This is a genomic window from Enterobacter sp. DTU_2021_1002640_1_SI_PRY_ASU_LCPMC_013 (genome assembly GCF_032389435.1).
In the GTDB taxonomy this organism is placed as follows: Bacteria; Pseudomonadota; Gammaproteobacteria; order Enterobacterales; family Enterobacteriaceae; genus Enterobacter; species Enterobacter hormaechei_C.
This window is the reverse complement of the sequence record NZ_CP135594.1, coordinates 2030472-2056931: the sequence shown is the minus strand read 5'-3', so window position 1 is coordinate 2056931 and position 26460 is coordinate 2030472. Positions and strand designations below refer to the sequence as shown.

The following is a 26460-nucleotide window of genomic DNA, read 5'->3' as shown; positions in this document are numbered from 1 at the left end:
TCAATAATATTCAATGCTGTTTTTGATGGTGTAGTTGTGCTCAACGGCAGGTTTGACGCTGTCATCGGTGATCACCAGCTCACAGCTCACCGGGTTATTGTGGCGATCGTAATCACAGCTCTGCTTTACATTGCCCATCGGTTTATCGTTCAACAGGCTTACCGCCGTATAATCCATGCGCTTGCGCAGATCTTTCGACGGCACCGACTTGACGGATAAACGCTGGTCGCCGGAAACCGTAGTTTTACCCAGCGGGTAGCCGTCGGCGTCATACTGGTACTTCACTTCCATCTCTTTGCTGTGCGCGGCAACCACAAACCCGTTATCGTCGGTGTCCCACGTCAGGCCGGCAGACGGCAGTTCCGCCAACTGACATTTTCCCTGCAACTTTACCTTCTGCTGCTGGGTTTCCGCATCGACGTAGTAGTTAGCATCCAGCACCAGCGCAACGCCCGTATTAGCGTCGAGATCGTGCAGTTCAAGCGTATCGAAACACCCTTCCGTTGACATCGTGCCGGTCACACGTTTAGAGACTTCACCCTTATCGTTGAACAGCGTCTGGGTAAAATCCTTCACCGGCCCGCGCAGAGGATCAAAGTCAAACTCGTTCGAAAAACTCGCCATCTCCGGCGTAAATGACAGCGGCGCGGTGTTGTTGTCGCATCCCACCAGTACCGTTGCCAGTAGCGTTATCGCTGCGTATTTGTTCACATCATTTACCGTTCAAAGAGAGATACAATCATATTAGCAAATACAGCAACTTACATAACAGCACTTCATTTGACTCTTTGCGCTGTATAAATCCGTCGTTTGCATTGACGAGACCTGCCAAAGTGGCTACTTTGGGCGCGGAAGATTCCACACTATTATAAAATTAGATTTTTAAATTTTCGGGTTAACATCATGATTTACGACTGTTTTTTATACTATGACGAAGATATGTTGCTCGACATCAGATTACATACTCTCGCTGATGTCGTTGACCGTTTTGTCATTGTAGAAGCAACACACTCTTTTACGGGCATACCGAGAGAATTGCATTTCGATATTACAAAGTTTGCCAAATTCAAAGACAAAATCATTTACGTGCCTTTTGACGCGCAGCCTATTTTAAACCGTGCGGATAATAACCAGGTTGATGCATGGGCAAATGAAGCAGCGCTGCGCAACTCCATTATGAACGGGTTAAAAGACGCGGCAGACGACGATCTGATTCTGGTGTCAGACGTTGACGAAATCTTCTCTCCCGACACGGTCAGGGCCATTAATCCGCGCGCGCTCTGCACGACTATTCATCAAAACGTGTTCAACTATCAGTTTAATCTCCAGGTTCACAACACGGATGGTACGCCGAGAAAATGTACCTTGCCCCGCGCGACGTCCTATTACAACCTTAAGCATTTCTTCCACGGTGAGCCTGAATCTTTCAGAAACTGGAAGCGTGCGCGCAAAGATAAAAACTGGTCATGGTTTAAATGGAACTGGCTAAAAATCAATAATAAAATTGTGAAAGATGGCGGCTGGCATTTCTCATGGGTAATGACTCCAGAAAGAATTTCCGAAAAAATGTCTACCATTTCTCATACCGAATACGATCTGCCGGAATTTAATAACCCGGAACATATTATGAAGGTTATTACCAACGCCGAAGATATCTGGGGACGAGACCGAAAACTGGTCAGGCAAGAGGTATCAAAACGCACCCTGCCTTCTTATCTGGTAGACAATCAGCACCATTATTCGCAATTTATTTTATGACGCAGGCAGGGCTCCAGGACAATTCAGAAAGACAGGTCCAAAAACAAAAGCTTACCCTAACCCTGCTATGCTTACAGTCCACACAGTGAAAAGGAGCTACAGATGAAACGGTTACCCTGGATTACCGCCCTGCTGTTAATGAGTGCTTCACCCGCTCTTCTTGCGGCCCCGGACTCCTGCGAGCGCGTGAAAAGCGACATTCAGCAGAAGATTATCAACAACGGCGTACCGGAGTCTGGCTTTACCCTGAACATCGTCCCGAACGATCAGGCCGATCAGCCGGATGCGCAGGTCGTTGGGCATTGTGCCAACGATACTTTCAAAATTTTGTACACCCGCACCAGTAGCGGCAACTACCCGGTGAGCGGCGCAGGTACGCAAGAGAATGCGCCCGCTGAGCCGCAATGATTTTCCCACTCAATTCCCCTGATTTGACGAGGATTAATATTTAATACCTCTAAATAAGTAACACTCCCCCCATCATTAGCCCGGTTGTAGTCACGGGTGAAAATAATTATTAACAATGATGGGGTGAGTTATGTCCGAAGTTGAACATCACGGCGGTATAAGCCGTCGAACTCTGGTTAAATCGACTGCCATAGGATCCCTGGCGCTTGCCGCCGGTGGGATCGCATTACCTTTTGGTCTGAAAAGTGCCGCCGCCGCTGTGCAGACCGCTATTCAGCCCGCAGAAGACAAAGTTGTCTGGGGCGCCTGCTCGGTGAACTGCGGTAGCCGCTGCGCCCTGCGTCTGCACGTTCGCGACGACGAAGTCTACTGGGTTGAAACGGATAATACCGGCGAGGATATTTACGGCAACCATCAGGTTCGCGCCTGCCTGCGAGGCCGTTCAATTCGCCGTCGCATTAATCACCCAGACCGTCTGAACTATCCGATGAAACGCGTGGGCAAACGCGGAGAAGGCAAGTTTGAGCGTATCACCTGGGAAGAAGCGCTGGACACCATCGCCGTGAGCCTGAAAAGCGTGGTCGAAAAATACGGCAATGAAGCGGTCTACATTAACTACTCCTCCGGAATTGTAGGTGGCAACATCACCCGCTCCTCCCCTTACGCCTCGCTGGTCGCGCGCCTGATGAACTGCTACGGCGGCTTCCTCAGCCACTACGGCACCTACAGCACCGCGCAGATCGCCTGCGCAATGCCCTACACCTACGGCAGCAACGACGGCAACAGCACATCGGATATCGAAAACACCAAACTGGTCGTGATGTTCGGTAATAATCCGGCGGAAACGCGCATGAGCGGCGGCGGGATCACTTACTACCTTGAGCAGGCGCGCGAACGGTCAAACGCGCGGATGATCGTTATCGATCCGCGCTATACCGACACTGCCGCAGGGCGTGAAGACGAGTGGATCCCGATTCGTCCGGGCACCGATGCCGCGCTGGTGGCAGGTATTGCGTGGGTGCTGATTAATGAAAATCTGGTCGATCAACCTTTCCTCGATAAATACTGCGTGGGTTATGACGAAAAAACCCTGCCGGAAGGCGCACCGGCTAATGGTCATTACAAAGCCTATATTCTCGGCCAGGGTGATGACAAAACCGCGAAAACCCCGGAGTGGGCGTCTCGCATAACGGGCATCCCTGCCGATCGCATCATTAAGCTGGCCCGTGAAATCGGTTCGGCGAAACCGGCCTACATTTGCCAGGGCTGGGGCCCGCAGCGCCAGGCCAACGGGGAGCAAACGTCCCGCGCCATCGCCATGCTGCCGATCCTGACCGGCAACGTCGGCATTAACGGCGGCAACAGCGGCGCGCGCGAATCGACCTACACCATCACCATCGAACGCATGCCGCTGCCGGAAAATCCGGTGAAAACGCAAATCTCCTGCTTCAGCTGGACGGATGCCATCGTGCGTGGACCGGAGATGACCGCCCTGCGCGACGGCGTACGCGGCAAAGATAAGCTCGATGTGCCGATCAAGTTCATCTGGAACTACGCGGGTAATACCATCATCAACCAGCACTCCGATATCAACAAAACTCACGACATTTTGCAGGATGAGAGCAAGTGCGAAACGATCGTCGTCATCGACAACTTTATGACCTCGTCCGCGAAGTATGCCGATATTGTTTTGCCGGATCTGATGACCGTCGAGCAGGAAGATATCATCCCCAACGATTACGCCGGCAACATGGGATACCTGATTTTTCTCCAGCCGGTTACCGCCCCGAAGTTCGAGCGCAAGCCCATCTACTGGATCATGAGTGAAGTGGCGAAACGCCTCGGACCGGATATCCATCAGAAATTCACCGAAGGCCGTACGCAGGAGCAGTGGCTGCGCTACCTGTACGCCAAAATGGTCGCCAAAGATCCGCTGCTGCCATCCTACGATGCGCTGAAAAAAATGGGTATTTATAAGCGCAAAGATCCTAACGGACATTTTGTGGCCTATAAAAAATTCCGTGACGATCCGGATGCCAATCCGCTGAAAACCCCGTCGGGCAAAATCGAGATCTACTCCAGCAAGCTGGCGGATATTGCGGCAACCTGGGAACTGCAAAAAGACGAAACCATCACCCCGCTGCCGGTCTATACCTCAACCTTTGAAGGCTGGGACGCGCCCGAGCGCAGCAAGTTCCCGCTGCAACTGTTCGGTTTCCACTTTAAAGCCCGTACCCACTCCAGCTACGGCAACGTGGATGTGCTCCAGGCCGCCTGTCGCCAGGAGGTGTGGCTTAACCCTGTGGATGCGGAGCAACGTGGAATCAAAAACGGGGATATGGTGCGCGTCTTCAACGACCGCGGCGAAGTGCGTATTGCCGCGAAAGTCACCCCGCGCATCATGCCCGGCGTAAGCGCGATGGGCCAGGGCGCCTGGCATGACGCCAACATGAACGGCGATCGTGTCGATCACGGCTCCTGCATCAATACCCTGACCACGCACCGCCCGTCACCGCTGGCGAAAGGCAACCCGCAGCACACGAACCTGGTGCAGATCGAAAAGGCATAAGGATTAACCGATGACAACCCAGTATGGATTTTTTATTGATTCCAGCCGCTGCACCGGGTGTAAAACCTGCGAGCTGGCCTGCAAGGATTACAAAGACCTGACCCCGGATGTCAGCTTCCGGCGTATTTATGAATATGCGGGCGGCGACTGGCAGGAGGACAACGGCGTCTGGCATCAGAATGTCTTCGCCTATTACCTGTCGATTGCCTGCAACCACTGCGAAGATCCGGCCTGCACCAAGGTCTGCCCGAGCGGGGCAATGCACAAGCGCGACGACGGTTTTGTGGTGGTGGACGAGGATGTCTGCATCGGCTGTCGCTACTGCCACATGGCCTGCCCGTACGGCGCGCCGCAGTACAATGCCGCCAAAGGCCACATGACCAAGTGCGACGGCTGCCACAGCCGCGTGGCGGACGGCAAAAAGCCCATCTGCGTCGAATCCTGCCCGCTGCGCGCGCTGGACTTTGGCCCGATTGAAGAGCTGCGCAAAAAACACGGTCAACTTGCTGCCGTCGCGCCGCTGCCGTCTACGCACTTCACGAAGCCGAGTATTGTGATTAAACCTAACGCCAACAGCCGTCCGACGGGTGACACCACCGGCTACCTGGCAAACCCGAAGGAGGTGTGAGATGGGAAGTGGATGGCATGAATGGCCGCTGGTGATCTTCACCGTTTTCGGGCAGTGCGTGGCCGGCGCGTTAATCGTGATGGGCTTCGTCTGGCTTAAGGAAAATGATGACAAGGCCAGAATGCGCATCGTGCGCAGCCTGTTTTTTCTCTGGCTGGTAATGGGTATTGGGTTTATGGCCTCGGTACTGCATCTTGGCTCCCCGCTGCGTGCCTTCAACTCGCTTAACCGCGTGGGCGCGTCAGCGCTGAGTAATGAGATCGCGGCGGGTTCGATCTTCTTTGCCGTGGGCGGTTTCTGGTGGCTGGTGTCGGTTATCGGTAAAATGCCCCCAGCTTTGGGCAAAATCTGGCTGGTTGTCAGCCAGATCCTGGGCATCGTTTTTGTCTGGGCGATGACCCGGGTCTATCAGATTGAGACTGTCCCGACCTGGTATACGGGTTACACCACGCTGAGCTTCTTCCTGACGATGGTTCTGGCTGGTCCTCTGCTGGCCGCGCTGCTGCTGCGCGTTGCAAACGTGACATTCAAAGGTACTCTTGCTGCGTCAGTCAGCGTACTGGCACTCATCGTCTGCGTGGCGGTCGTCGTGTTGCAAAGCAATACGCTGGGGACAATACAGAGTTCCATCCAGCAGGCTAACGCCCTGCTTCCGGATTATGGTTCGCTTCAGGTATGGCGCATCGCGTTGCTGGCGGCGGGTTTAGGCTGCTGGATCTGCCCGCTGATTCGTCGTCAGGAGCCAAAAACGCTCGGCCTGTTTGCAGGTGTCGTGCTGGTGGCGCTGGGTGAACTGATTGGCCGTGGGCTATTTTATGGTCTGCATATGACCGCAGGGTTAGCAATTGCAGGTTAACACAGGTGCGCGGGGCTACCCGCGCGCAAGTAAGGAAAGTTGTAATGAATGACGTCTCACGCCGCGAATCGTTCGCGTTCAGCGCCCGGGTACTGGGCGCGCTGTTTTATTTCGCTCCAGACAGCGAGCAGACCGCGCCGCTGGTGGGTGCCCTGACCGCAGGTGACTGGGTTCAGGACTGGCCGCTGGCGGAGGAAAATCTGCTGCCTGTCGCCAGTATGTTTAAGACCCCATCGGATGAAGCGTTGAAAGACGCCTGGCAGCGTCTGTTTATTGGCCCATATGCCCTGCCCGCCCCCCCGTGGGGCTCGGTCTGGCTTGATCGCGAGTCCGTGCTGTTTGGCGATTCGACCCTCGCGTTGCGTCAGTGGATGCGTGAAAACCATATCGCCTTTGAGATGCAGCAGAATGAGCCCGAAGATCATTTCGGAACGTTGCTGATGCTGGCGGCATGGCTTGCCGAGAACGGTCGCGAAACAGACCGCGACCAGCTTCTTGCCTGGCATCTGCTGCCATGGAGCACGCGTTTCCTTAGCGTATTCGTTGAAAACGCGGCCCATCCGTTCTACACCGCGCTGGGTAAACTTGCCCAGCTGACGCTGGCGGAATGGCAGTCCACTTTGCTGATCCCGATTGTCGAAAAAACGCTGTACCGATAACAGCACCTGGCTTGTCCACCCGTTGTGCAGGCCAGGCTCGCACATTTTTGCTGCAACACAACGTCACAACTGCTATACTGTATATAATTACAGTATACGAGGATGCACAATGGCTGTTGAAACAAAATTTGTTGTCGTAAGAAAAGGTGAAGAAAAAATGACATTTGCCAGTAAGAAAGAGGCTGACGCTCACGACAAGCTGCTCGATATGGCAGAAGCGTTTACCGACTGGCTGTTGCAAAGCGGAATGCAGATGGATGAAACGCAGGCGGAGAACCTTGGTCTTTATCTCGCCGAGCAGAAAGAGTCCGTGCAGCATATCCTGCGTACCAGCAAGCTTCCCGAGCTCAATGCTGAAACGGATAAAACAGCATCAGATGCGGACAGCAGCAAAAAAATCCGGGCCGTCAAAGCCGCCTGATCGTCAGAACGTCTGATCACCTGTCCTGCCGCCGCGGGCCGGAAACGGCTCGCGGCTTTATTAAGGTCGGCTGAACCTTATATTCATCAACCGTAACCCTGAAAATACGTCCTGTTATCTTGATTTGTCCGCCTCAACGTTTACGCTGATATTCAGCCTTTTTGCTTCCATGGTTATCATTGTTTTGGCCAGGTCCTTATCGCCCCCGTGCACTTTATCTATCAGATCCTGTACAAGGGCCATCATCAGGAAGTTTTTATTCGCAGGGTAGAAATCTGTCATAGTGATCCCGTTATCCTTCAGGCGCTGATGCGCCACCGTCTCTGTATCTGCGATTATTTCAGCTACTTTCTCATGCATGATCTCGATCTGCTCGAAAACAATGCGGTTAATCATTTCAATCTGTTCTGGCGTAAAATTCGGTTCCATTATTTCCCCTCGTCAGGCGTATGTTAAAAACACGTGAATCACACGTTGAGCGCCTCTGAATGGTGCGGTAAATTATCACACAACTCTTGTAACTCGTTGATCAGCCTGGCCACATGGAAACCGTCACAGACAGAATGATGGACCTGAACGGCGAAAGGCAACAAGACCTTTCCATCCTGGTTATAGTATTTTCCAAACGTGAACATGGGCGCAAAAAAATTCCGCATGTTAGCGACGTTGACGTTAAAACTGCTAAAACTGACCCACGGAATATCCGATATGAAGAATATATTCTCCCAGGACTCTTCTTTAGGCCAGTAAGCAAGGATATTGCCATAGCGGGCAACATCTTCTGCATAAACGCGCTGAAAATGGTGAATATTTCCATCGTAATGACTCCATAACGATGAAAATGTCTCCGTTTCTTTATGGAAAAGGGTATAGCTTGGATGAACCTCATTCCATATTACAAGCTCATCATCCTTCATGGCCATACGGAATTCCGGATGCCGGTTTACGACGTCAGAAATAAGGGAAATAATCGCAGGATAAAATTTCCAGCCAACCTCTTTGATATGCTTTAGCAGCACGGTAATGTCCAGCTGAACCGTTTGGTTAAATGTAGATTGAGCAAAGCCCTGAAATACTTCAAAGTGTTCCTTTCTTGCCCAACGTGATAAGTCAACTACCGTATATTCTGGCATTATTTTTGTCATTTCAGAGCCTTAGTTGAGCTGCGCTATATAAAATAGTAGCGTATCACAAACGTAGGGGCTGTATAGACCGTAGCGAAGAGGCACCCTAAATTTTCAGCGTATCAATCACCGCTCTCAGCGCCGGGGATACGTTGCGGTGTGGATAATAGAGGTACAGTCCGTCCATCCGCAGGCTGTAGCGCTGTAAGACGCGTATAAGCGTGCCACGCTCCAGATCGTCAGCCACCAGCTCAACCGGGACATAGGCCAGCCCGAGTCCCAGCCGGGCCGCTTCGGCCTCCATGTAGCTGTCGGAAAAGGCCCATTGCCCCTCCGGGCGGTGAGTAACATGCTTCCCGTCCTGAACAAGCTCCCATTGATAGTGGTTACCGTCGGCAAACTGGTAGGCAATGCAGGGATGAGCATCCAGATCGGCGGGCGTCTGCGGGAAACCATAGCGCCGAAAATGCGCCGGAGCGGCAACCACAGCCATCTCCATATCGGGCGTGATGCGCACGGCAATCATTCCTTGTCCCACCTCCGGCCCAAGCCGGACGCCCGCGTCGAATCGCTCGGCAATGATATCCACGAACCGGCTCTCATTCATCAATTCCAGACGGATATCCGGGTAACGCTGTTTGAAGATAGCGAGCTTTGGCAGCAGGCATTTTTCGATGGCGTGCTGGCTGGCATTAATACGCACCGTGCCGGATGGCGTCTGGCGGTAATGCGCCAGTCTGGTCAGCCCGGTATCGAGCGCATCAAAGGCTGAACCAGCGGTCTGGTAAAGTTGCTCCCCGGCGTGGGTCAGCGACAGTTTGCGCGTTGTACGCACCAGAAGCCGAACGCCCAGCCGCTCTTCCAGCTCGCGAACCGATCGACTGATCCCGGATTGTGCCAGCCCGAGCCGTTGCGCGGCTGCCGTGAAGCTTCCCTCCCGCACCACCTGGATAAACAGATACAGCTCATTGTAGTTTTCCCGCTTCGCCATCATGCCTCATCAATTCATAACAATATGATATTAATCCTAGCAGCCTTTGGCCTCTAATCAGCACTATTTCTGCTAACTATAATGACCGCATTACAACAACACACGGTACCTCTTATGCAAACATTCACCCAAAAACTGTCCGTTGCGCTGCTGCTATGCGCATCATTAAGTGGAGTGACAACAATGAGTTATGCAGAAACACGAAATCCTGCCGCCCCCGTTTCGATGGTGACAACCTGGGATAAGACCTTCGTCGAGAGCAATAAAGTCGACCACCGCAAGGTGACGTTCGAGAACCGATACGGGATCACCCTGGTCGGCGATCTGTACATTCCCAGGAACAGCGGCGACCAGAAGCTGGCGGCGATTGCCGTCAGTGGACCATTCGGTGCGGTTAAAGAACAATCCAGTGGTCTTTATGCCCAGACTCTGGCTGAACAGGGGTTCGTGACCCTGGCCTTCGACCCATCCTACACGGGTGAAAGCGGCGGCCAGCCGCGTAACGTTGCCTCCCCTGACATCAACACCGAAGACTTTAGCGCCGCAGTGGATTTCCTCGGATTACAGAAAGAAGTCGACCGTAACCGTATCGGCATTCTCGGGATCTGCGGCTGGGGCGGTATGGCGCTGAACGCGGCATCCATGGATACCCGCGTGAAGGCGGTCGCCACCAGCGTAATGTACGATATGAGCCGCGCGATGGGTCACGGCGTGGGCGACGGGAGAGATCGTTATTCAGCGGCCGATCGCCGGGCCGTGTTGCAGTATCTGAACGCGCAACGCTGGAAAGATGCTGAAAGCGGCACCTTCGCCCATGGCGGCCACGATATTTATGTCGATGAAAACGGTAAGGTAACGGCGGCCGGGCGTATTCTGCCGGAAGCATTGCCCGCCGATCCGCATCCGGTACTGAAAGAGTTCTATGATTACTACCGTATGCCGCGCGGCTTCCATGCCCGTTCCGTAAACTCCACCGGCGCATGGACCGCGACCATGCCGTTGTCCTTTATGAATATGCCGCTGCTGAGCTATGCCGGGGAGATCACCATCCCAACGCTGATTGTGACCGGTGAAAACGCGCACTCACGTTATTTTGCGGAAGATGCGTTTAAAGCTGTCGGCAGCAAACAGAAGGAACTGGTGATTGTTCCCGGTGCGAATCACGTTGATCTCTACGATAACGTCGCAGGGAAAATCCCGTTCGCGCAGTTCGGGCAGTTTTTCAAAACCAGTCTGGATTAATTCTCTTAGCCCCCGGCAATCAGGGGGCTTATCTTCTCTTCGCCGTGAATTACACCTATGTCCACACTGAATCAAACCTCATCCCGTGATGCTGAGCGTGCACACTGGGGCGGTATTTTTGCCATGACCCTGTGCGTTTTTGTCCTCATTGCCTCGGAATTTATGCCCGTCAGTCTGCTCACGCCCCTCGCCAGAGATTTAGGGGTGACAGAGGGGACGGCTGGCCAGGGGATCGCCCTCTCTGGTGCGCTGGCTGTCCTGACCAGCCTTTTTCTTTCCCGGCTTGCCGGGAATATGAATCGCAAACATCTTCTTTCAGGCATGACCGTCCTGATGGCGCTGTCAGGGATCATTATCGCCTTCGCCCCAAACGCTTTGATGTATATGGCAGGCCGGGCACTGATCGGCATCGCCATCGGCGGTTTCTGGTCGATGTCTGCTGCCACCGCCATTCGGCTGGTGCCTCAGCATCAGGTCTCTCGTGCGTTGGCGATTTTTAACGGCGGCAACGCGCTGGCGACGGTGGTCGCCGCCCCGCTGGGCAGTTATCTCGGCTCGACCATTGGCTGGCGCGGCGCGTTTCTTTGCCTGGTTCCCGTGGCGATTGTGGCGTTCATCTGGCAATATTTTAGCCTGCCCAACATGGGCGGGAACCAGCGGCCGTCGCCACGTAAAAGCGTATTTCGCCTGCTCCACCAGCCTGCGGTTTCGGTGGGTCTGATGGCGTGCGGCCTGTTCTTCATGGGACAGTTTGCGTTATTTACCTATGTGCGCCCCTTCCTCGAAACCGTCACCCACGTCAGTCCTTCCGGCTTATCGCTGATCCTGCTCACTATCGGTATCGCAGGTTTCATCGGCACGCTGATCGTCGCGCTGGTCCTGAATGCCGCGTTTTACCTCACCTTAATGGCCATACCGCTGCTTATGGCGCTGATTGCAGGGGTATTAATGCTCACCGGGGACAGCCTGTGGATCGTGGCCCTGCTGTTAGGTTTCTGGGGAATGCTGGCAACTGCGGCCCCCACCGGCTGGTGGACGTGGATCGCCCGTACGTTACCGGAAGATGCCGAGGCTGGCGGCGGGCTAATGGTCGCGGTGATCCAACTCTCCATTGCGCTTGGCTCAACGGCGGGTGGCGTGGTGTTTGATACCTTTGGCTGGCAGAGCACCTTCGCTTTAAGCAGCATATTACTCCTGAGTGCAGGGGTGCTGACTTTTACGACGTCGCGCCATCGGAAATAAGGCATTATATTAACAGGGTTGTTTTATTTAATTACAAAACCTCGCTCACCTCCCGTTGAAATAATAATTAAGCAATATCCTGGTCAGCCAGCGACATCGCTTTGTTAGCTTGAGCGTTCAGGCAAAGCTCAAACCGGAGGTATTCTTTGCTGATTAAATTAAAGAAAGAACGAACGCATCAGGAGGATCGTCGTCTTGCCCTCTGGCTGGCGACCTCCGCGGGACTGCTGAATGCCATTGCGCTGGGCGCGTTCGGTTTTTTTCCCTCGCATATGACGGGCAATACCTCGCAGCTATCCAGCGAAGTTTCCTCCACCGATCTCAGCGATATTCTTTTCTTTGGTGCCATTATTCTTTCGTTTGTCTCAGGTGCCATCGCTGCGCGGATTATTGTTATCTGGGGGATTATCCATAACGTCAGGCTGGTATTCAGCCAGGTTCTGTTTGTTGAAGGGCTATTACTGGCCGGGGTATCCCTGTACGAAATGTATTTTCACTCCTTCGCCACGAATCAGGAGATTATTATTTTCCTGTGCGGGTTGATGGGAATTCATAATTCCACCTCCACTCAACTATCCGGCGGTCGGGTGAGATCCACGCACATCACCGGCACGCTGACCGATGCGGGCATTTCGCTGGCCTCCGTTATGGTCGCCATGCTGCGCCGGGATTACTCCAAAGATACGGCCGCGCAAAAGAGTCAGCTCAAAACCCATTTAACTACCCTTTTCTCCTTTATCAGCGGCGGGATCGCGGGGCTGATCCTGTTCAGAGAGTTTGGATTCCACGCGATGCTGGCGCTGGGCCTGTTGCTGGTAATCGTCGCCGCCTTCTCTATCGTCCGCATCTCGTGGCGCGTACGCAAGGTGCGCGCCGCGCTCAGTCGACAGATATAATCAGCACGCTTTATGTGACGTTGTCACGTAAGGCATACTTCTTTAAGACTATTCTGCCTTCCCACTGACAGCCCTTATGCCATAAGGCTTCACTCAGGTTGTCACTAATTTCATAGGGTTACTGATTTACCCCCTTCGCTGGAACCCTTCCGTTTCGCTTGCTATAGGTGAAGTACCCCTGCCGAAACATGGCATAACAACAGGCAACCGGTGGTTGCTATAACGCATGCGCACAGGGAGACACACCGCAATGCACCCATTACTTAAACGTTCGCTGCTTTTTGTCGGCGCGATTATCGTGGTTCTCGCTCTCCTCACCTGGGGAATAGGACTGGAAACGATTAAGGCGCGCCAGGTTGACCTGATTTACCTCGGGCAACAGCACCTGATTCTGGTCTTTTCATCCATGTTCTTTGCCCTGCTGGTGGGCATTCCAAGCGGTATTCTGCTGAGCCGTCCGGCCGCACGTGGTATCGCCGAATATGTGATGCAAATCTTTAACGTGGGCAACACCCTGCCGCCGCTGGCCGTTCTGGCGCTGGCGATGGTGGTGATTGGCATCGGTGATAAACCGGCCATTATCGCCCTCTTTCTGGCCTCTCTGCTGCCGATTGTGCGTAACACCTATGCCGGGCTGTGCTCTGTTCCCGCGTCGTTGCTGGAAGCGGCAAACGGTATCGGCATGACCAAATGGCAGCGCCTGAGTCAGGTTGAGATCCCAAACGCTTGGCCGGTGATGCTTTCCGGTATTCGCATTGCCACTGCGATTAACGTCGGTACCGCACCGCTGGCATTCCTGATTGGCGCCAGCAGCTACGGCGAGCTGATTTTCCCGGGGATCTATCTGAATGATTTCCCGACGCTGATCCTGGGCGCGGCGGCCACCGCTCTGTTCGCCCTGATTCTGGATACGCTGCTGGCGGCACTGGGCCGATTACTGAGCCCGCATCTCGCGCGATAATTATAACAAGGAGCTTCTATGAGACTGTTTTCCGGGCTGACGGCGCTATGCGCCGCCGCGCTCTTCACCAGCCAGGCGCTCGCCGCGCCGCTGATCCTGGCCACCAAGAGCTTTACCGAGCAGCACATTCTCTCGGCCATGACCGTGCAGTATCTGCAAAAGAAAGGGTTTCAGGTACAGCCTCAGACCAATATTGCAACGGTGATTTCCCGTAACGCGATGATCAACAAGCAGATTGATATGACCTGGGAGTATACCGGCACCTCGCTGATCATCTTCAACCACATCAACAAACGCATGTCGCCGCAGGAATCGTACGAGACGGTCAAACGCCTCGATGCGAAGCACGGTCTGGTGTGGCTTAAACCTGCCGATATGAACAATACCTATGCCTTTGCCATGCAGCGCAAACGCGCCGAGGCTGAACATATCAATACCATGTCTGAGATGGTGGCAAAGATTGAGCAGATCCGTAAAACCGATCCGGATAACAACTGGCTGCTGGGCCTTGACCTGGAATTTGCCGGGCGCAGCGACGGGATGAAACCGTTGCAGGCAGCCTACAACATGGAGCTGGACCGCCCGCAGATCCGCCAGATGGATCCGGGCCTGGTCTATAACGCGGTGCGCGACGGGTTTGTCGATGCGGGGCTGATCTACACCACCGACGGGCGCGTAAAGGGCTTCGATCTTAAAGTGCTGGAAGATGACAAAGGCTTCTTCCCGAGTTATGCCGTGACGCCAGTTGTTCGGAAAGACACGCTGGAGGCTAATCCGGGGCTGGAGGAGGCGCTGAACACCCTTTCAGCCCAGCTCAATAACGACGTTATCACCGAACTGAATAAGAAGGTGGATATCGACCATCAGTCACCGCAGCAGGTCGCCCGTGATTTCCTGCGTAGCAAACAGTTGCTGTAGGAGGCGCTATGGAGACGATTCACTATATTCTCGACAACTGGGACTATCTCTTAACCCTGACGCTGCAACACCTGTGGCTGGTGGCGCTCGCCGTGGGCCTGGCGATTATTATTGGCGTGCCGCTGGGCATTTTAATTGTCCGCCATAAATGGCTGGCAACGCCGGTGCTGGGAATTGCCACCATTGTGCTCACCATCCCGTCAATTGCGCTTTTCGGCCTGATGATCCCGCTCTTTTCGCTGATCGGTCAGGGCATTGGCGCCCTGCCCGCGATTACGGCGGTGTTCCTCTATTCGCTGCTGCCGATTGTGCGTAACACCCACACGGCGCTCGACAGCCTGCCGCCGGGCCTGCGTGAAGCGGGACGCGGCATCGGCATGACCTTCTGGCAGCGTCTGCGCTGGGTGGAAATCCCGATGGCGTTGCCGGTGATTTTTGGCGGCATCCGCACCGCCGTGGTGATGAACATCGGCGTCATGGCGATTGCCGCCGTGATCGGCGCGGGCGGGCTGGGCCTGCTGCTGCTTAACGGTATTGGCGGGAGTGATATTCGTATGTTGATTGCGGGCGCGCTGATGATTTGTCTTTTAGCGATTGTGCTCGACTGGTTGCTGCACCGTTTGCAGGTGGTACTGACTCCGAAGGGGATTCGATAATGATAAAACTGGAAAACCTCACCAAACAATTTTCACAGAAACACGGCCAGACGTTTAAGGCCGTCGACAACGTCAACCTGAACGTGCCTGAAGGGGAAATGTGCGTGCTGCTCGGCCCGTCCGGCTGCGGGAAAACCACTACCCTGAAGATGATCAACCGTCTCATTACGCCAAGCAGCGGGACGATCCTGATTAACGGCGAAGACACCAGCGGAATGGACACCGTGACCCTGCGTCGCAACATTGGCTACGTGATCCAGCAAATTGGCCTGTTCCCCAACATGACCATCGAAGAGAACATTACCGTCGTGCCGCGCATGCTGGGTTGGGATAAAGCGCGCTGTAAATCCCGTGCCGAGGAGCTGATGGATATGGTGGCAATGGATCCGCATAAATTCCTTCACCGCTATCCGCGCGAAATGTCCGGCGGTCAGCAGCAGCGTATCGGCGTCATCCGCGCGCTGGCAGCGGATCCTCCGGTCCTGCTGATGGATGAACCGTTCGGCGCGGTCGACCCGATTAACCGTGAGGTGATCCAGAACCAGTTCCTGGAGATGCAGCGCAAGCTGAAAAAGACCGTGATGCTGGTGAGCCACGATATTGACGAAGCGCTGAAGCTGGGCGACCGTATTGCCGTCTTCCGTCAGGGACGTATCGTGCAGTGCGCCAGCCCGGACGAGCTGCTGGCGAAACCCGCGAATGAGTTTGTTGGCTCGTTTGTTGGCCAGGACCGGACGTTGAAACGCCTGCTGCTGGTATCGGCGGGCGACGTCACCGACCAGCAGCCTACCATTACGGTACGCGAATCGACGCCGCTGCCGGAGGCCTTCGCCACCATGGATGACAACGATATTCGCGCCATTACCGTGGTTGATGAGCACGGCAAACCGCTCGGCTTTGTGAAGCGCCGCGAAGCGCGTAACGCCAGCGGCAGCTGCGGGGATATTCTGCATCCGTTCCGCATGACCGGTAAGGCCGAGGATAACCTGCGCGTGGTGCTTTCTCGCTTGTATGAGAGCAACACCAGCTGGATGCCGATTGTGGACGAGGACGGACGCTATAACGGCGAAATATCCCAGGATTATATTGCGGAATATTTGAGCTCAGGGCGTACGCGCCGGGCGTTGAATATTCATAGCGAGAGTTAAGCATTCAGGCCGGGTACTGCCCGGCCTTTTTCCGCACGCATACCTTTTGCTAACCTCCCGATTTACCGCCACAATATTGTATCGTCCCCGTTAAATCACGACTTCATGCAACGTCTTCACGCTTACCCCGACATCCGCGCGATGTTTCGTCGTCTCCTGATTGCTACCGTCACCGGCGTGCTGGCGGCGCTGGCCGTTGCGGTGTTCCGCCACAGCATGTATCTGCTGGAGTGGCTATTTCTCAGCAACGAAAGCGGAAGTCTGGTGAACGCCGCAGCCGCGTTATCGCCCTGGCGGCGGGCGCTGACGCCTGCGCTGGGTGGTCTGGCCGCGGGAATGCTACTGTGGGGATGGCAGCGCATGACGGCACAACGTCCCCACGCCCCCACCGATTATATGGAAGCGCTTGAGACGGGTGACGGCCAGTTTGATTACGGCGCCAGCCTGGTGAAATCCCTCGCGTCGTTGCTGGTGGTTGCCAGCGGCAGCGCCATCGGCCGTGAAGGCGCCATGATCCTGCTCGCCGCCCTCGCCGCCTCCTTTTTTGCACAACGTTGTACGCCGAAATCCGAATGGAAACTGTGGATCGCCTGCGGTGCCGCCGCCGGGATGGCCAGCGCCTATCATGCGCCGCTGGCGGGCAGCCTGTTTATCGCAGAGATCCTGTTTGGCACGCTGATGCTGGCCTCCCTCGGCCCGGTGGTGATTGCTGCTGTAGTGGCCCTGCTGACCACGCGCCTGTTAAGTCCCGGCGCGAATACGCTATATGATGTCCATCTCAGCGAGATGCTTACGGCGGTGGATTATTTCCTGATCGTTGGCGTGGGTCTGCTGGCTGGCGTTTGCGGCCCGCTGCTGATGTGGCTGATGGCGGCCAGCCACAGGCTGTTTCTGCGTCTCAAACTTTCACCGCCGTGGCAGCTGGCGCTGGGTGGTCTGATCGTCGGGCTGCTGTCGCTGCTAACGCCGAAGGTATGGGGGAATGGCTATAGCGTGGTTCAGGCGTTTTTGCAGTCGCCGCCGCTGCTGTCGGTGATTGCTGGCGTCTTTATTTGCAAGCTGCTGGCGGTGCTGGCAAGCAGCGGGTCCGGCGCGCCGGGAGGCGTGTTCACGCCAACCTTGTTCGTCGGTATGGCAACGGGAATGCTGTTTGCGCAGATCTTTGCGCTGTGGTTTCCTGGCTCTGAGACGGCGATCCTGCTCGGGCTGGCGGGTATGGCGACGCTGCTCGCCGCCACAACGCATGCGCCAATCATGTCGGCCTTGATGGTATGTGAGATGACCGGGCTGTATTTTTTACTTCCCGGTTTGCTGGTTGCCTGTGTTGTGGCGTCGGTATTGTCGAGAACGCTACGCCACGACTCGATCTACGGCCAGCATACCGCCGAAAGCCGAGAGATCGATATAGTGCGCTAATTCGCGCTGCTCGGCGCGGGGCAGATAAGGCAGTTCGCCCACCAGCGGGCCAGGCAGCTTTTTGCTCAGCACATCGATGATTTCAGCGTAGTGCGCAAGGCCCGGGTTAATACGGTTCGCCACCCAACCAATCAGCGGCAGGCCGTCATTAGCGATAGCCTGCGCCGTCAGCAAGGCATGGTTGATGCACCCTTCCTGAATGCCCACGACCATAATCACCGGCAACTGCTCCTGCACCACCCATTCGGAAAGGGGACGTAAATCGTTCATCAGGCTGCGCCAGCCGCCGGTCCCTTCAACGACAACGTGGTCAACCTTTTCACTCAGATTTGCCAGGCCATCAGAAAGCAGGCTGTAGTTGATAAGCCCACTGTGAGCGACGCTGCTTTCCTCTTCGCTTAAGGCGATAGGATTAACGGCATCATAAGGCAGTTCCAGAGACGAGACGCTTTGCAGAACCAGGGCATCCTTATTGCGCAGCCCTTCTGGCGTCTCTTTACTGCCTTTTGCAACCGGCTTGTATCCTGCAACGCGTTTACCGCTTGCCGCCAGGGCCTGAAGTAACGCGCGGGATACGACTGTCTTCCCGACAGACGTATCCGTACCAGTAATAAAGAAACGCTTAAGCATGACTCATTCCACCTCTTGGGTATGCTTCAAAATATAAACCAGGTAAATAATTCAGTGGGGAAAGTCTACGGGATGCGTGCGCTACCGGGCTTGAGATAGCGCAATTTTTCGTACATCTCTGGAAAAGAGTTAGCCCTGTAGCAAACGAATCAGTAACGAGCCGTTGTACATCGCATCTTTTACCAGCGCGGCGCCGGCCATCGTACCCTGGTTGGAAAATTGCGTACTTTCGACCACGATGTTTTTACTGTACGCGGGAAGCGCCTGCTGATTGATGCAGGCGGAAATCGCCGGAAAGAGGATATCCGCCGCCTGGCTGAGCGGGGAGCCGATCAGTATTTTTTGCGGGTTAAACAGGTTCACCATAATGGCCAGAATGCGCCCGACATTATTGCCCACGCCGGTAATAATGTCCTTCGCCAGCAGATCGCCCTGCCTTGCCGCAGCGCACAGTGCCTCGACGCTTAACGGTTGACCGTGCAGCGTGGAGCTCATCGACTGGCTGAGCCGCACCTGCGCCAGCTCCAGCACGCTTTCGACGCTGGCAATCGTCTCCAGACAGCCATGGTTACCGCAGTAGCAGCGTTTTCCGTACGGATCGACCTGCGTATGGCCGATCTCCACCAGGCTACTGCTGCCAGCATGCAACAGACGCCCGTCGGTGATCACACCTGCGCCAACGTTATGATCAATCACCACCTGAATTACGTCGCGCGCGCCCCGGGAGGCACCAAACAATGCCTCCGCCATCGTCCAGGCGCTGATATCATGCTGAATGTAGACCGGCACACCGGTGTGGTTTTCCAGCACGTCGCCCAGCGGCATCTCTTTGACGTTTTCATAAAACGGCATGCGGTGAACAATGCCATTTTCGGTATCAATAATTCCCGGCAGGGTGATCGCAATCGCCGTTAAACGTTCAAGACGCTGCTGGTGACGAATAAAGAACTGGTCGATGTGGGTCAGAATGGCATCGAGAAGTGGTTGCTCTGCATTAAGCGGGAGTTCCAGCCGGTCTTCCACCACCAGCTTGCTGCTGAGGTCGCGCAGCGCGAGGAAGATTTCCCCGCGGCTAATCCGCAGCGACAGGTAGTGCCAGGCTTCCGTTTCCACCACCAGCCCTACCGCCGGACGGCCACGGCTGCCCGGCTCCTGAATTTCTGTCTCCTGAACCAGATGGGCTTCCAGCATTTCGCGGACAATCTTGGTAATACTGGCGGGTGCCAGTTGTGCCAGACGCGAAAGATCGATACGCGAAACCGGACCAAGCTGATCAATCAGGCGATAAACGGCACCCGCGTTGGTCTGCTTGATTTGATCGATATGCCCTGGCTGACTATCAGCAACCACCTCGTACTCCCTTATTTTCGAGCTTCGAAATAAACTGAGGGCTATGGTGAAGCACTTCAATGGCTGACGTCAAATTTTTACTTAGCCATGTGATTTACTGCACATTTTCGCCCACTTTTCCCTATAAATAACGCCCGCGAGAAGCGGTAATTAATTGTTCTTTGAAACGCTGTGCCGCATGGCTCTGTTCATGATGTTTAGACCACACCAGCCACATCTCTGAGACTGCATCCTGCTCGGCTATCTTCACCCAGCGCATTTCCGCCAGTTGTACCCGTTTAAATGAGGCGGGGAGAATCGACACGCCAAGCCCTGCGGCAACGAGACCAATGATCGTCATGGCTTCCCCCACCTCCTGCGCGATAGTCGGGACAAGGCCATATCGCCGCATCAGACCAAGAATATCGTCATACAACCCGGTACCCACCTGTGGGTCAAAAAAGACAAACGGCTCTTTCGCCAGTTCAGCCAGCGTGACGCTGTGCTGCGCGGCGAGCGGATGATCCCGGGGGATCATCGCCATCAGCGGTTCGCGGAGGATCGCCTGCCACGCCAGGGTATCAGGCAACTGCGTGTTACGCATCAGCCCCAGGTCGAGCGATCCTTCGTTAAGCGGCGATATCTGCTCCCGGGTATTTATTTCGCGCGTCTGAATATGCACATCCGGAAAATTACGGCGAAACGAGGATAGCGTTTGTGAAACAGCGCTGATAAAGGGGGCCGATGAGGTAAACCCGATGCGCAGCTCCCCCGTCTCCCCAAGATAAAGCCGTTCCGCTCTGGCGGCGGCGTCCTCCACCATACTCAGGATCTGCCGGCTATCGGCGAGAAACTGTTTTCCCGCCGCCGTCAGGCTCACGCTGCGGTTGGTTCGCGCCAGCAGACGCGCCCCGACCTGCTGCTCCAGGATCTGGATCTGCTGGCTTAGCGGTGGCTGAGAGATATTCAGCCTTGCCGCCGCACGACCAAAATGCAGCTCTTCGGCGACGGCGACAAAATAGCGCAGATGGCGCAGCTCGATATTCATATTTTTAAAGTATCATTTGAGATTATTAATATATTAGACAGAATATTTACATTTTCCTACCCTAATCTTGTGGTCATACCCGTCACCAGAAACCACGGGGATGTTTAAGCAAGGATTATGTGTGAGCCGTACAACGACCGTTGATATCGCGCCGGCCAGCGACATTGATGATTTACCCGCAGCACCGCAGCCGGTTCAGTTTATTAAACGTGGTACCCCCCAGTTTATGCGCGTCACGCTGGCGCTCTTCTCAGCGGGTCTCGCCACTTTTGCCCTGCTCTACTGCGTTCAGCCGATCCTGCCGGTCCTGTCGCATGAATTTGGCGTGTCGCCAGCCAGCAGCAGTATTTCGCTCTCCATTTCAACCGGGATGCTGGCGATCGGTCTGCTGTTCACCGGGCCACTTTCGGATGCCATCGGACGTAAGCAGGTCATGGTAACGGCGTTAATGCTGGCCTCCGTGTGTACCTTGCTGTCCACCATGATGACCAGCTGGCACGGCATTCTGGTCATGCGCGCGCTGATTGGGTTATCCCTCAGCGGCGTGGCGGCGGTCGGGATGACCTATCTCAGCGAGGAGATCCACCCGAGCTTCGTGGCCTTCTCCATGGGGCTATACATTAGCGGGAACTCTATCGGCGGGATGAGCGGACGCCTGCTCAGCGGTGTGTTTACTGATTTCTTTAACTGGCGCATTGCGCTGGCCGTTATCGGCTGCTTCGCCCTCGCTTCGGCGCTGATGTTCTGGAAAATCCTGCCGGAATCGCGCCATTTCCGCCCGACCTCCCTGCGTCCGAAAACGTTATTTATCAACTTTCGTCTGCACTGGCGCGATCAAGGGCTGCCCCGTTTGTTCCTGACCGGTTTCCTGCTGATGGGCTCGTTCGTGACGCTGTTTAACTACATCGGCTATCGTCTGATGCTTTCACCGTGGCATCTTAGTCAGGCATTGGTGGGTTTGCTCTCTGTGGCATATCTCACCGGGACATGGAGTTCGCCAAAAGCGGGCGCCATGACCGCGCGCTTCGGTCGTGGTCCGGTGATGCTGGTTTCCACCGCCGTGATGCTGTTCGGACTGCTGATGACGCTTTTCTCTTCCCTGTGGCTGATTTTTGCCGGAATGCTGCTCTTCTCTGCGGGCTTCTTTGCCGCGCATTCCGTTGCCAGCAGCTGGATTGGCCCACGCGCGCGCCGCGCCAAAGGTCAGGCTTCGTCACTGTATCTGTTCAGTTACTATCTCGGTTCCAGCATAGCCGGTACGCTCGGCGGGGTGTTCTGGCATAACTACGGCTGGAACGGCGTGGGCGGATTTATCGCGCTGATGTTGTGCGCGGCACTGCTGGTGGGCGCGAGCCTGCATAAACGACTGCATTAACATTCAGCCCTCTTCGTGTTTAAATCGAGCCGATGCTAATTTTTGTCATCGGCTGATTCAGACACGAGGACTTCATGAAAAACAATAACTATCAACAACTCACCCGCACCTTCCAGCGCCTCTCCCGCTTCTCGCACCTCTCCTCTATCGCCAGCTGGGACATGTTCACCATGATGCCGCCAGGCGGCAGCGCCGCGCGCGGTGAAGCGCTGGCGGAGATGAGCGTCCTACAACATCAGATCCTGACCGATAAAAAAATGGGTGAATGGCTGGCGGCGGCGGCAGACGAAGATCTGAATGACGTTGAGCAAGCCAACCTGCGTGAAATGACACGCCACTACCAGCAGGCCACTTTACTGCCGGAATCGCTGGTGGAGGCCAAATCGCTGGCGGGCAGCAGGTGTGAACACGCCTGGCGCACTCAGCGTCCGGCCAACGACTGGCAGGGCTTTTCAGCCAACCTGAAAGAGGTGGTGAAACTCAGTCGTGAAGAGGCCCGCCTGCGCGCTGAGGCTAAAGGCTGCACGCCTTACGACGCGCTGCTGGATATCTTTGAACCCGACATGACCAGCGCTCGCCTGGATGTGCTGTTCGGCGATCTGAAGTCCTGGCTGCCGGAGCTGCTGGCAAAGGTTGTGGAAAAACAGGCTCAACGATCGTTCGTTCCGCCACAGGGTCCCTTCCCGACCGCCACGCAGCGCGAGCTGGGCCTGGAAGCGATGAAAATGCTTGGCTTCGATTTTAATGGCGGTCGTCTGGACGTTAGCGCTCACCCGTTCTGCGGCGGCGTGCCGGAAGATGTGCGTATCACCACGCGTTACGATGAAGATGAACTGCTCAGCGCGCTTTTCGGCGTGATCCACGAAACCGGACATGCCCGCTACGAGCAAAACCTTCCGCGAGCGTGGGCCGGCCAGCCCGTTGCGCTGGCGCGCTCTACGGCGATCCATGAATCCCAGAGCTTGTTCTTTGAAATGCAACTGGGCCGCAGCGACGCTTTCCTGAAGCATCTGCTTCCGGCGGTTCATGCCCGTTTCGGCAGCCAGGCGGCATTCAGCGAAGAGAATTTTATTGCCTGGAACCAGCGCGTGAAGCCGGGCTATATCCGCGTTGATGCGGATGAAGTGAGCTATCCGGCGCATGTGGTGCTGCGCTATGAGATCGAGCGTGCGCTAATCAATGGCGAAATTGAAGTCGATGATATTCCCGCGTTATGGGATGAGAAAATGCAGGCGTGGCTTGGGTTATCCACCAAAGATAACTATCGCAACGGCTGTATGCAGGATATCCACTGGACCGACGGCGGTTTTGGATACTTCCCGTCTTACACGCTGGGGGCAATGTATGCGGCACAGCTGTTCCATGCCGCCAAAACTGCGCTGCCCGGGTTGCAGGCATCCATCGCCGGGGGCGATTTCTCGGCGTTGTTTGACTGGCTGCGTCAGAATATCTGGCAGCACGGCAGCCGTTTCAGCACATCGCAGCTCATCACCCAGGCCACGGGTGAAGATCTGAATATCCGCTACTTCCGCGAACACCTGACGTCCCGCTACCTGTAACCGAACGCGCCGGGGGCCCACCCCGGCGTTGTACATATGGTTACACGCCGATACCAATCACTCACGGAAACCCCGAATTTACAGGGATATAGTTATTTCAACGGCCCCGCAGTGGGGTTAAATGAGAAACCAAATTCGAGGGTATGAAAATGAAAAAAGTATTAGCTCTGGTTGTTGCCGCTGCTATGGGTCTGTCTTCCGCTGCATTCGCGGCTGAAACTACCGCCACCGCAGCGCCTGCGGCATCCACCGCTGCTCCGGCCAAAACGGTTCACCATAAAAAACATCACAAAGCGGCTAAACCAGCGGCAGAACAGAAAGCGCAGGCCGCGAAAAAGCACCACAAAAAAGCGGCAAAACCTGCGGTAGAGCAGAAAGCCCAGGCGGCTAAAAAGCATCACAAAAAAGCAGCAAAACACGAAGCGACTAAACCTGCTGCACAGCCAGCAGCGTAAGAGTACAAGCTTAACCGTGCCCTTCGGGGCACGTTGGTAAACCGGCGCTGAACGGGTTTGCGGTCAGCGCCGTTTTTTTATCCGGAGGGCGTATGCTGCGGCGCTATCGGTTTGAGTTCATTCTTATCCTGCTAATTTTATGCGCGCTCATCGCCAGCCACTTTTATCTTTCCTGAATGTAGCACGCTGATTTTACTCCCACTTTCTCGCCGTCGCGTCTATAGTATTTTCATAGGGTTCACTTTTAATAATCATAATTACCCCCACCAGAGTGTGATATGCGTAAATCTGTTGTGTTGTTACTGGGAACGTTTAGCCTTTTTGCTGGCTTTTCACATGCGGATGATGGCGACGATGACGCCATTAGCGCCAAAGAGGTAAAGACGCTGTTTTTTGGTCATGACGATCGTACGCGTGTCACCGATCCTACCGAATCGCCCTGGGATGCCATCGGGCAACTGGAAACCGCCAGCGGCAATTTATGTACCGCAACCCTCATTACGCCACGCCTTGCGCTGACGGCGGGTCATTGCCTGTTAATGCCGCCTGAAGGCAAACCGGATAAAGCGATCGCCCTGCGCTTTGTGTCGCAAAAAGGAATATGGCGCTACGAAATTCACGGTATTGAGGGGCGAGTGGATCCGTCGCTTGGCAAACGCCTGAAACCGGATGGCGATGGCTGGATTGTGCCGCCCGGGGCGGCCTCCTGGGATTTCGGGCTGATCGTTTTACGTTATCCGCCGTCCGGGATCACCCCGCTGCCGCTCTTTGATGGCGATAAGGCCGCGCTCACCGCCGCCCTGAAAGCCGCCGATCGAAAAGTGACGCAATCAGGTTATCCTGTTGATCACCTCGATTCGCTGTACACCCATACGGACTGCGTGGTGACGGGTTGGGCGCAAAACAGCGTACTGTCGCATCAGTGCGATACGCTACCGGGTGATAGCGGATCGCCCCTGATGTTAAAAACCGATAACGGCTGGCAGCTGATTGGCGTTCAGAGTTCTGCGCCAGCGGCGAAAGACCGCTGGCGCGCCGATAACCGGGCGTTGTCGGTGACCGGTTTTCGCGACCGGCTGGAAGCCCTGGCGCAGCAGTAGGTCACTCAGGCCAGTTTAATCATGATCATGCCGGCGAGCAGTAATACCAGCCCTATCCAGCCTTTATTGTTTAAACGCTGCCCGAACATAATCCAGCCTGCCGCCAGGGTGGCGGCAATACCGAAGCCCCCCCACAGCGCATAGGCCACGGACAGATCGATGCCTTTCACCGCCTGCGACAGGGCGCTAAACGCCCCCAGAACCGCGGCAATCGATAACAGGCCGTAGGCTTTGCGACGAAAACCGTCGGAGAACTTCAGAAAGACGTTGGCAATAATTTCCAGAACGATGGCGAAAGCCAGCCAGGCCGCGTGGATCCATTCAAACTGCTGCATGGGTCTGCTCCTTCTGCTGTTTTGCCGGTTTGCGTGTACCCGATTTAATCAGCACGATACCTGCGACCAGGGTCGTCAGCCCGGCAATTTTCATTGTCGTCAGGGTTTCATCAAATAACATGACGCTAAACAGCGTAATCAATAAAATACCAATACCTTCCCACAATGCGTATGCCACGCCCAGCGCGATTTTTTTAACCGCAAAAGAGAGGAAAATATAGGAAAGCGTAATCATGACCAGCATCAAAATAAAACCGGTGCTGCCATCACTCACGCTTGCCCATTTCATCGACAAGGTGCCGGTAATTTCAGCGACGATCGCCAGAGCTAATAAAATCCAGTAAAACATGTTTTTTCTCCTGCTTGAGAATATAATCCATCGAGGCTCGCTGCGGACAGCAAACCAAAAAATTGGGAATTAAATCAGTTAGCTAAGCGCATAGCGCCAGCTCAGGCAGAAGACGTGACTATAGCGCGGAACGCCAGTGTTGCTCACCAGAAAGCAGGCAGAGGGAGGTTGAAAACAGAGCAGAGTTGTTTGAAAAATACGTCCTGAACAAATTGTCCATAAAATTACAATTATCCGCGGTGTTGCTTCTCGTCTTTGCGGATGAAAATTGTCCTCGGTAGTTGAACACGCCTGATTTGTATCATAAGCCAGGAATTTACTCAAAGCCTTTTCATTTCTTTACCCAGTCTGTTTGATTTTGGTTAGTTTTTTTAATCCGCTTTCCCC

At 54.9% G+C, this 26460-nt stretch carries 29 protein-coding genes; 20 read left to right on the top strand and 9 right to left on the bottom strand.

Going from position 1 to position 26460, the window contains the following annotated elements; genetic code table 11:
• Nucleotides 1-711 (bottom strand): YnfC family lipoprotein, encoded by a 711-nt coding sequence (locus tag RS584_RS09845; protein ID WP_315749547.1) that lies wholly within the window; start codon nucleotides 709-711, stop codon nucleotides 1-3.
• A gap of 192 nt (nucleotides 712-903) precedes the next feature.
• Between RS584_RS09845 and RS584_RS09840 the strand changes: the two genes are divergently transcribed.
• The 7 genes from RS584_RS09840 to RS584_RS09810 all read left to right on the top strand — a co-directional run bounded on the left by RS584_RS09840 (nucleotide 904) and on the right by RS584_RS09810 (nucleotide 7299).
• Nucleotides 904-1758, top strand: coding sequence for a benzoate transporter (locus RS584_RS09840; RefSeq protein WP_003857421.1), 855 nt, complete (start codon nucleotides 904-906; stop codon nucleotides 1756-1758).
• Between the two features lie 102 nt (nucleotides 1759-1860).
• Nucleotides 1861-2166 carry a DUF1161 domain-containing protein gene (locus RS584_RS09835; protein WP_003857424.1) on the top strand — a complete coding sequence of 102 codons (306 nt, stop codon included), beginning with the start codon at nucleotides 1861-1863 and terminating at the stop codon, nucleotides 2164-2166.
• A 130-nt stretch (nucleotides 2167-2296) separates the two neighbouring features.
• The gene (ynfE, locus tag RS584_RS09830) at nucleotides 2297-4735 is read left to right on the top strand and encodes a selenate/tellurate reductase subunit YnfE (RefSeq protein WP_315749545.1); all 2439 of its coding nucleotides are present in this window, start codon (nucleotides 2297-2299) and stop codon (nucleotides 4733-4735) included.
• A gap of 10 nt (nucleotides 4736-4745) precedes the next feature.
• On the top strand, nucleotides 4746-5363 hold the full coding sequence (locus tag RS584_RS09825; protein ID WP_315749543.1) for a DMSO/selenate family reductase complex B subunit: 618 nt from the start codon (nucleotides 4746-4748) through the stop codon (nucleotides 5361-5363).
• Nucleotide 5364: 1 nt separating this feature from the next.
• Entirely contained in the window at nucleotides 5365-6219 is an 855-nt protein-coding gene (locus tag RS584_RS09820; RefSeq protein ID WP_045339614.1) for a dimethyl sulfoxide reductase anchor subunit family protein, read from the top strand.
• A gap of 44 nt (nucleotides 6220-6263) precedes the next feature.
• The gene (dmsD, locus tag RS584_RS09815) at nucleotides 6264-6878 is read left to right on the top strand and encodes a Tat proofreading chaperone DmsD (protein ID WP_315749540.1); all 615 of its coding nucleotides are present in this window, start codon (nucleotides 6264-6266) and stop codon (nucleotides 6876-6878) included.
• Nucleotides 6879-6987: 109 nt separating this feature from the next.
• Nucleotides 6988-7299, top strand: coding sequence for a YebG family protein (locus RS584_RS09810; protein ID WP_017384548.1), 312 nt, complete (start codon nucleotides 6988-6990; stop codon nucleotides 7297-7299).
• Nucleotides 7300-7413: 114 nt separating this feature from the next.
• Here RS584_RS09810 and RS584_RS09805 read toward each other — a convergent pair whose 3' ends face one another.
• The 3 genes from RS584_RS09805 to RS584_RS09795 form a co-directional block, all read right to left on the bottom strand.
• Nucleotides 7414-7728, bottom strand: a complete 315-nt coding sequence (locus tag RS584_RS09805) for a nitroreductase (protein WP_315749539.1) — start codon at nucleotides 7726-7728, stop codon at nucleotides 7414-7416.
• A 38-nt stretch (nucleotides 7729-7766) separates the two neighbouring features.
• Entirely contained in the window at nucleotides 7767-8444 is a 678-nt protein-coding gene (gene catA, locus RS584_RS09800; RefSeq protein ID WP_315749537.1) for a type A chloramphenicol O-acetyltransferase, read from the bottom strand.
• Between the two features lie 85 nt (nucleotides 8445-8529).
• Nucleotides 8530-9414: a LysR family transcriptional regulator gene (locus RS584_RS09795; protein ID WP_017384550.1), complete on the bottom strand. Its 885-nt coding sequence runs from the start codon at nucleotides 9412-9414 to the stop codon at nucleotides 8530-8532.
• A gap of 114 nt (nucleotides 9415-9528) precedes the next feature.
• Between RS584_RS09795 and RS584_RS09790 the strand changes: the two genes are divergently transcribed.
• The 8 genes from RS584_RS09790 to clcB all read left to right on the top strand — a co-directional run bounded on the left by RS584_RS09790 (nucleotide 9529) and on the right by clcB (nucleotide 17893).
• Nucleotides 9529-10656 (top strand): alpha/beta hydrolase, encoded by a 1128-nt coding sequence (locus RS584_RS09790; RefSeq protein WP_045907541.1) that lies wholly within the window; start codon nucleotides 9529-9531, stop codon nucleotides 10654-10656.
• 57 nt (nucleotides 10657-10713) lie between these two features.
• Nucleotides 10714-11898: an MFS transporter gene (locus tag RS584_RS09785; protein WP_017384552.1), complete on the top strand. Its 1185-nt coding sequence runs from the start codon at nucleotides 10714-10716 to the stop codon at nucleotides 11896-11898.
• 146 nt (nucleotides 11899-12044) lie between these two features.
• Nucleotides 12045-12794, top strand: coding sequence for a YoaK family protein (locus RS584_RS09780; protein ID WP_047056363.1), 750 nt, complete (start codon nucleotides 12045-12047; stop codon nucleotides 12792-12794).
• A gap of 250 nt (nucleotides 12795-13044) precedes the next feature.
• Nucleotides 13045-13755 carry an osmoprotectant ABC transporter permease OsmY gene (osmY, locus tag RS584_RS09775; protein ID WP_032648184.1) on the top strand — a complete coding sequence of 237 codons (711 nt, stop codon included), beginning with the start codon at nucleotides 13045-13047 and terminating at the stop codon, nucleotides 13753-13755.
• A gap of 18 nt (nucleotides 13756-13773) precedes the next feature.
• Nucleotides 13774-14673, top strand: a complete 900-nt coding sequence (gene osmX / locus RS584_RS09770; protein WP_017694085.1) for an osmoprotectant ABC transporter substrate-binding protein OsmX — start codon at nucleotides 13774-13776, stop codon at nucleotides 14671-14673.
• Nucleotides 14674-14681: 8 nt separating this feature from the next.
• Nucleotides 14682-15329: an osmoprotectant ABC transporter permease OsmW gene (gene osmW, locus RS584_RS09765; RefSeq protein ID WP_006808875.1), complete on the top strand. Its 648-nt coding sequence runs from the start codon at nucleotides 14682-14684 to the stop codon at nucleotides 15327-15329.
• The gene (gene osmV, locus RS584_RS09760; protein WP_003857446.1) at nucleotides 15329-16477 is read left to right on the top strand and encodes an osmoprotectant ABC transporter ATP-binding protein OsmV; all 1149 of its coding nucleotides are present in this window, start codon (nucleotides 15329-15331) and stop codon (nucleotides 16475-16477) included. Before osmW ends, osmV begins: the two co-directional genes overlap by 1 nt.
• 105 nt (nucleotides 16478-16582) lie before the next feature.
• Nucleotides 16583-17893: a voltage-gated ClC-type chloride channel ClcB gene (gene clcB / locus RS584_RS09755; protein WP_315749531.1), complete on the top strand. Its 1311-nt coding sequence runs from the start codon at nucleotides 16583-16585 to the stop codon at nucleotides 17891-17893.
• On the opposite strand, the gene bioD is transcribed toward clcB, so the two are convergent.
• The 3 genes from bioD to RS584_RS09740 all read right to left on the bottom strand — a co-directional run bounded on the left by bioD (nucleotide 17828) and on the right by RS584_RS09740 (nucleotide 20900).
• Entirely contained in the window at nucleotides 17828-18523 is a 696-nt protein-coding gene (bioD, locus tag RS584_RS09750; protein WP_015570628.1) for a dethiobiotin synthase, read from the bottom strand. The two genes, clcB and bioD, sit on opposite strands and share 66 nt — an antisense overlap.
• Before the next feature lie 129 nt (nucleotides 18524-18652).
• Complete coding sequence (gene mlc, locus RS584_RS09745; RefSeq protein ID WP_003857451.1) at nucleotides 18653-19873, bottom strand: sugar metabolism global transcriptional regulator Mlc; 1221 nt, start codon at nucleotides 19871-19873, stop codon at nucleotides 18653-18655.
• A 121-nt stretch (nucleotides 19874-19994) separates the two neighbouring features.
• Nucleotides 19995-20900, bottom strand: coding sequence for a LysR family transcriptional regulator (locus RS584_RS09740; RefSeq protein WP_165729922.1), 906 nt, complete (start codon nucleotides 20898-20900; stop codon nucleotides 19995-19997).
• Nucleotides 20901-21021: 121 nt separating this feature from the next.
• On the opposite strand from RS584_RS09740, the gene RS584_RS09735 reads away from it, so the two are divergent.
• The 5 genes from RS584_RS09735 to RS584_RS09720 all read left to right on the top strand — a co-directional run bounded on the left by RS584_RS09735 (nucleotide 21022) and on the right by RS584_RS09720 (nucleotide 25389).
• The gene (locus RS584_RS09735; RefSeq protein WP_017384556.1) at nucleotides 21022-22275 is read left to right on the top strand and encodes an MFS transporter; all 1254 of its coding nucleotides are present in this window, start codon (nucleotides 21022-21024) and stop codon (nucleotides 22273-22275) included.
• Nucleotides 22276-22349: 74 nt separating this feature from the next.
• Nucleotides 22350-23834, top strand: a complete 1485-nt coding sequence (locus RS584_RS09730) for a carboxypeptidase M32 (protein ID WP_032619769.1) — start codon at nucleotides 22350-22352, stop codon at nucleotides 23832-23834.
• A 149-nt stretch (nucleotides 23835-23983) separates the two neighbouring features.
• The gene (gene asr, locus RS584_RS09725) at nucleotides 23984-24289 is read left to right on the top strand and encodes an acid resistance repetitive basic protein Asr (protein ID WP_017694089.1); all 306 of its coding nucleotides are present in this window, start codon (nucleotides 23984-23986) and stop codon (nucleotides 24287-24289) included.
• Nucleotides 24290-24381: 92 nt separating this feature from the next.
• On the top strand, nucleotides 24382-24465 hold the full coding sequence (locus tag RS584_RS23385; RefSeq protein WP_057979992.1) for a hypothetical protein: 84 nt from the start codon (nucleotides 24382-24384) through the stop codon (nucleotides 24463-24465).
• 102 nt (nucleotides 24466-24567) lie between these two features.
• Nucleotides 24568-25389, top strand: a complete 822-nt coding sequence (locus RS584_RS09720) for a trypsin-like serine peptidase (RefSeq protein WP_003857461.1) — start codon at nucleotides 24568-24570, stop codon at nucleotides 25387-25389.
• A gap of 5 nt (nucleotides 25390-25394) precedes the next feature.
• Here RS584_RS09720 and mdtI read toward each other — a convergent pair whose 3' ends face one another.
• The gene (gene mdtI / locus RS584_RS09715) at nucleotides 25395-25724 is read right to left on the bottom strand and encodes a multidrug/spermidine efflux SMR transporter subunit MdtI (protein ID WP_003857463.1); all 330 of its coding nucleotides are present in this window, start codon (nucleotides 25722-25724) and stop codon (nucleotides 25395-25397) included.
• Entirely contained in the window at nucleotides 25711-26073 is a 363-nt protein-coding gene (gene mdtJ / locus RS584_RS09710; RefSeq protein WP_015570633.1) for a multidrug/spermidine efflux SMR transporter subunit MdtJ, read from the bottom strand. Before mdtJ ends, mdtI begins: the two co-directional genes overlap by 14 nt.
• Nucleotides 26074-26460 lie beyond the last annotated feature (387 nt).

What these genes read in the sequence shown, in the direction of transcription:
- RS584_RS09790 (WP_045907541.1), top strand. Translation starts at nt 9,529, where the DNA reads ATGCAAACATTCACCCAAAAACTGTCCGTTGCGCTGCTGCTATGCGCA.
- mdtJ (WP_015570633.1), bottom strand. Translation starts at nt 26,073, where the DNA reads ATGTTTTACTGGATTTTATTAGCTCTGGCGATCGTCGCTGAAATTACC.
- clcB (WP_315749531.1), top strand. Translation starts at nt 16,583, where the DNA reads ATGCAACGTCTTCACGCTTACCCCGACATCCGCGCGATGTTTCGTCGT.
- RS584_RS09730 (WP_032619769.1), top strand. Translation starts at nt 22,350, where the DNA reads ATGAAAAACAATAACTATCAACAACTCACCCGCACCTTCCAGCGCCTC.
- RS584_RS09820 (WP_045339614.1), top strand. Translation starts at nt 5,365, where the DNA reads ATGGGAAGTGGATGGCATGAATGGCCGCTGGTGATCTTCACCGTTTTC.
- RS584_RS09795 (WP_017384550.1), bottom strand. Translation starts at nt 9,414, where the DNA reads ATGGCGAAGCGGGAAAACTACAATGAGCTGTATCTGTTTATCCAGGTG.
- osmV (WP_003857446.1), top strand. Translation starts at nt 15,329, where the DNA reads ATGATAAAACTGGAAAACCTCACCAAACAATTTTCACAGAAACACGGC.
- RS584_RS09835 (WP_003857424.1), top strand. Translation starts at nt 1,861, where the DNA reads ATGAAACGGTTACCCTGGATTACCGCCCTGCTGTTAATGAGTGCTTCA.
- RS584_RS09785 (WP_017384552.1), top strand. Translation starts at nt 10,714, where the DNA reads ATGTCCACACTGAATCAAACCTCATCCCGTGATGCTGAGCGTGCACAC.
- asr (WP_017694089.1), top strand. Translation starts at nt 23,984, where the DNA reads ATGAAAAAAGTATTAGCTCTGGTTGTTGCCGCTGCTATGGGTCTGTCT.
- RS584_RS09740 (WP_165729922.1), bottom strand. Translation starts at nt 20,900, where the DNA reads ATGAATATCGAGCTGCGCCATCTGCGCTATTTTGTCGCCGTCGCCGAA.
- mdtI (WP_003857463.1), bottom strand. Translation starts at nt 25,724, where the DNA reads ATGCAGCAGTTTGAATGGATCCACGCGGCCTGGCTGGCTTTCGCCATC.
- catA (WP_315749537.1), bottom strand. Translation starts at nt 8,444, where the DNA reads ATGACAAAAATAATGCCAGAATATACGGTAGTTGACTTATCACGTTGG.
- RS584_RS09825 (WP_315749543.1), top strand. Translation starts at nt 4,746, where the DNA reads ATGACAACCCAGTATGGATTTTTTATTGATTCCAGCCGCTGCACCGGG.
- RS584_RS09840 (WP_003857421.1), top strand. Translation starts at nt 904, where the DNA reads ATGATTTACGACTGTTTTTTATACTATGACGAAGATATGTTGCTCGAC.
- ynfE (WP_315749545.1), top strand. Translation starts at nt 2,297, where the DNA reads ATGTCCGAAGTTGAACATCACGGCGGTATAAGCCGTCGAACTCTGGTT.
- RS584_RS09805 (WP_315749539.1), bottom strand. Translation starts at nt 7,728, where the DNA reads ATGGAACCGAATTTTACGCCAGAACAGATTGAAATGATTAACCGCATT.
- RS584_RS09810 (WP_017384548.1), top strand. Translation starts at nt 6,988, where the DNA reads ATGGCTGTTGAAACAAAATTTGTTGTCGTAAGAAAAGGTGAAGAAAAA.
- osmW (WP_006808875.1), top strand. Translation starts at nt 14,682, where the DNA reads ATGGAGACGATTCACTATATTCTCGACAACTGGGACTATCTCTTAACC.
- osmX (WP_017694085.1), top strand. Translation starts at nt 13,774, where the DNA reads ATGAGACTGTTTTCCGGGCTGACGGCGCTATGCGCCGCCGCGCTCTTC.
- bioD (WP_015570628.1), bottom strand. Translation starts at nt 18,523, where the DNA reads ATGCTTAAGCGTTTCTTTATTACTGGTACGGATACGTCTGTCGGGAAG.
- RS584_RS23385 (WP_057979992.1), top strand. Translation starts at nt 24,382, where the DNA reads ATGCTGCGGCGCTATCGGTTTGAGTTCATTCTTATCCTGCTAATTTTA.
- dmsD (WP_315749540.1), top strand. Translation starts at nt 6,264, where the DNA reads ATGAATGACGTCTCACGCCGCGAATCGTTCGCGTTCAGCGCCCGGGTA.
- osmY (WP_032648184.1), top strand. Translation starts at nt 13,045, where the DNA reads ATGCACCCATTACTTAAACGTTCGCTGCTTTTTGTCGGCGCGATTATC.
- RS584_RS09720 (WP_003857461.1), top strand. Translation starts at nt 24,568, where the DNA reads ATGCGTAAATCTGTTGTGTTGTTACTGGGAACGTTTAGCCTTTTTGCT.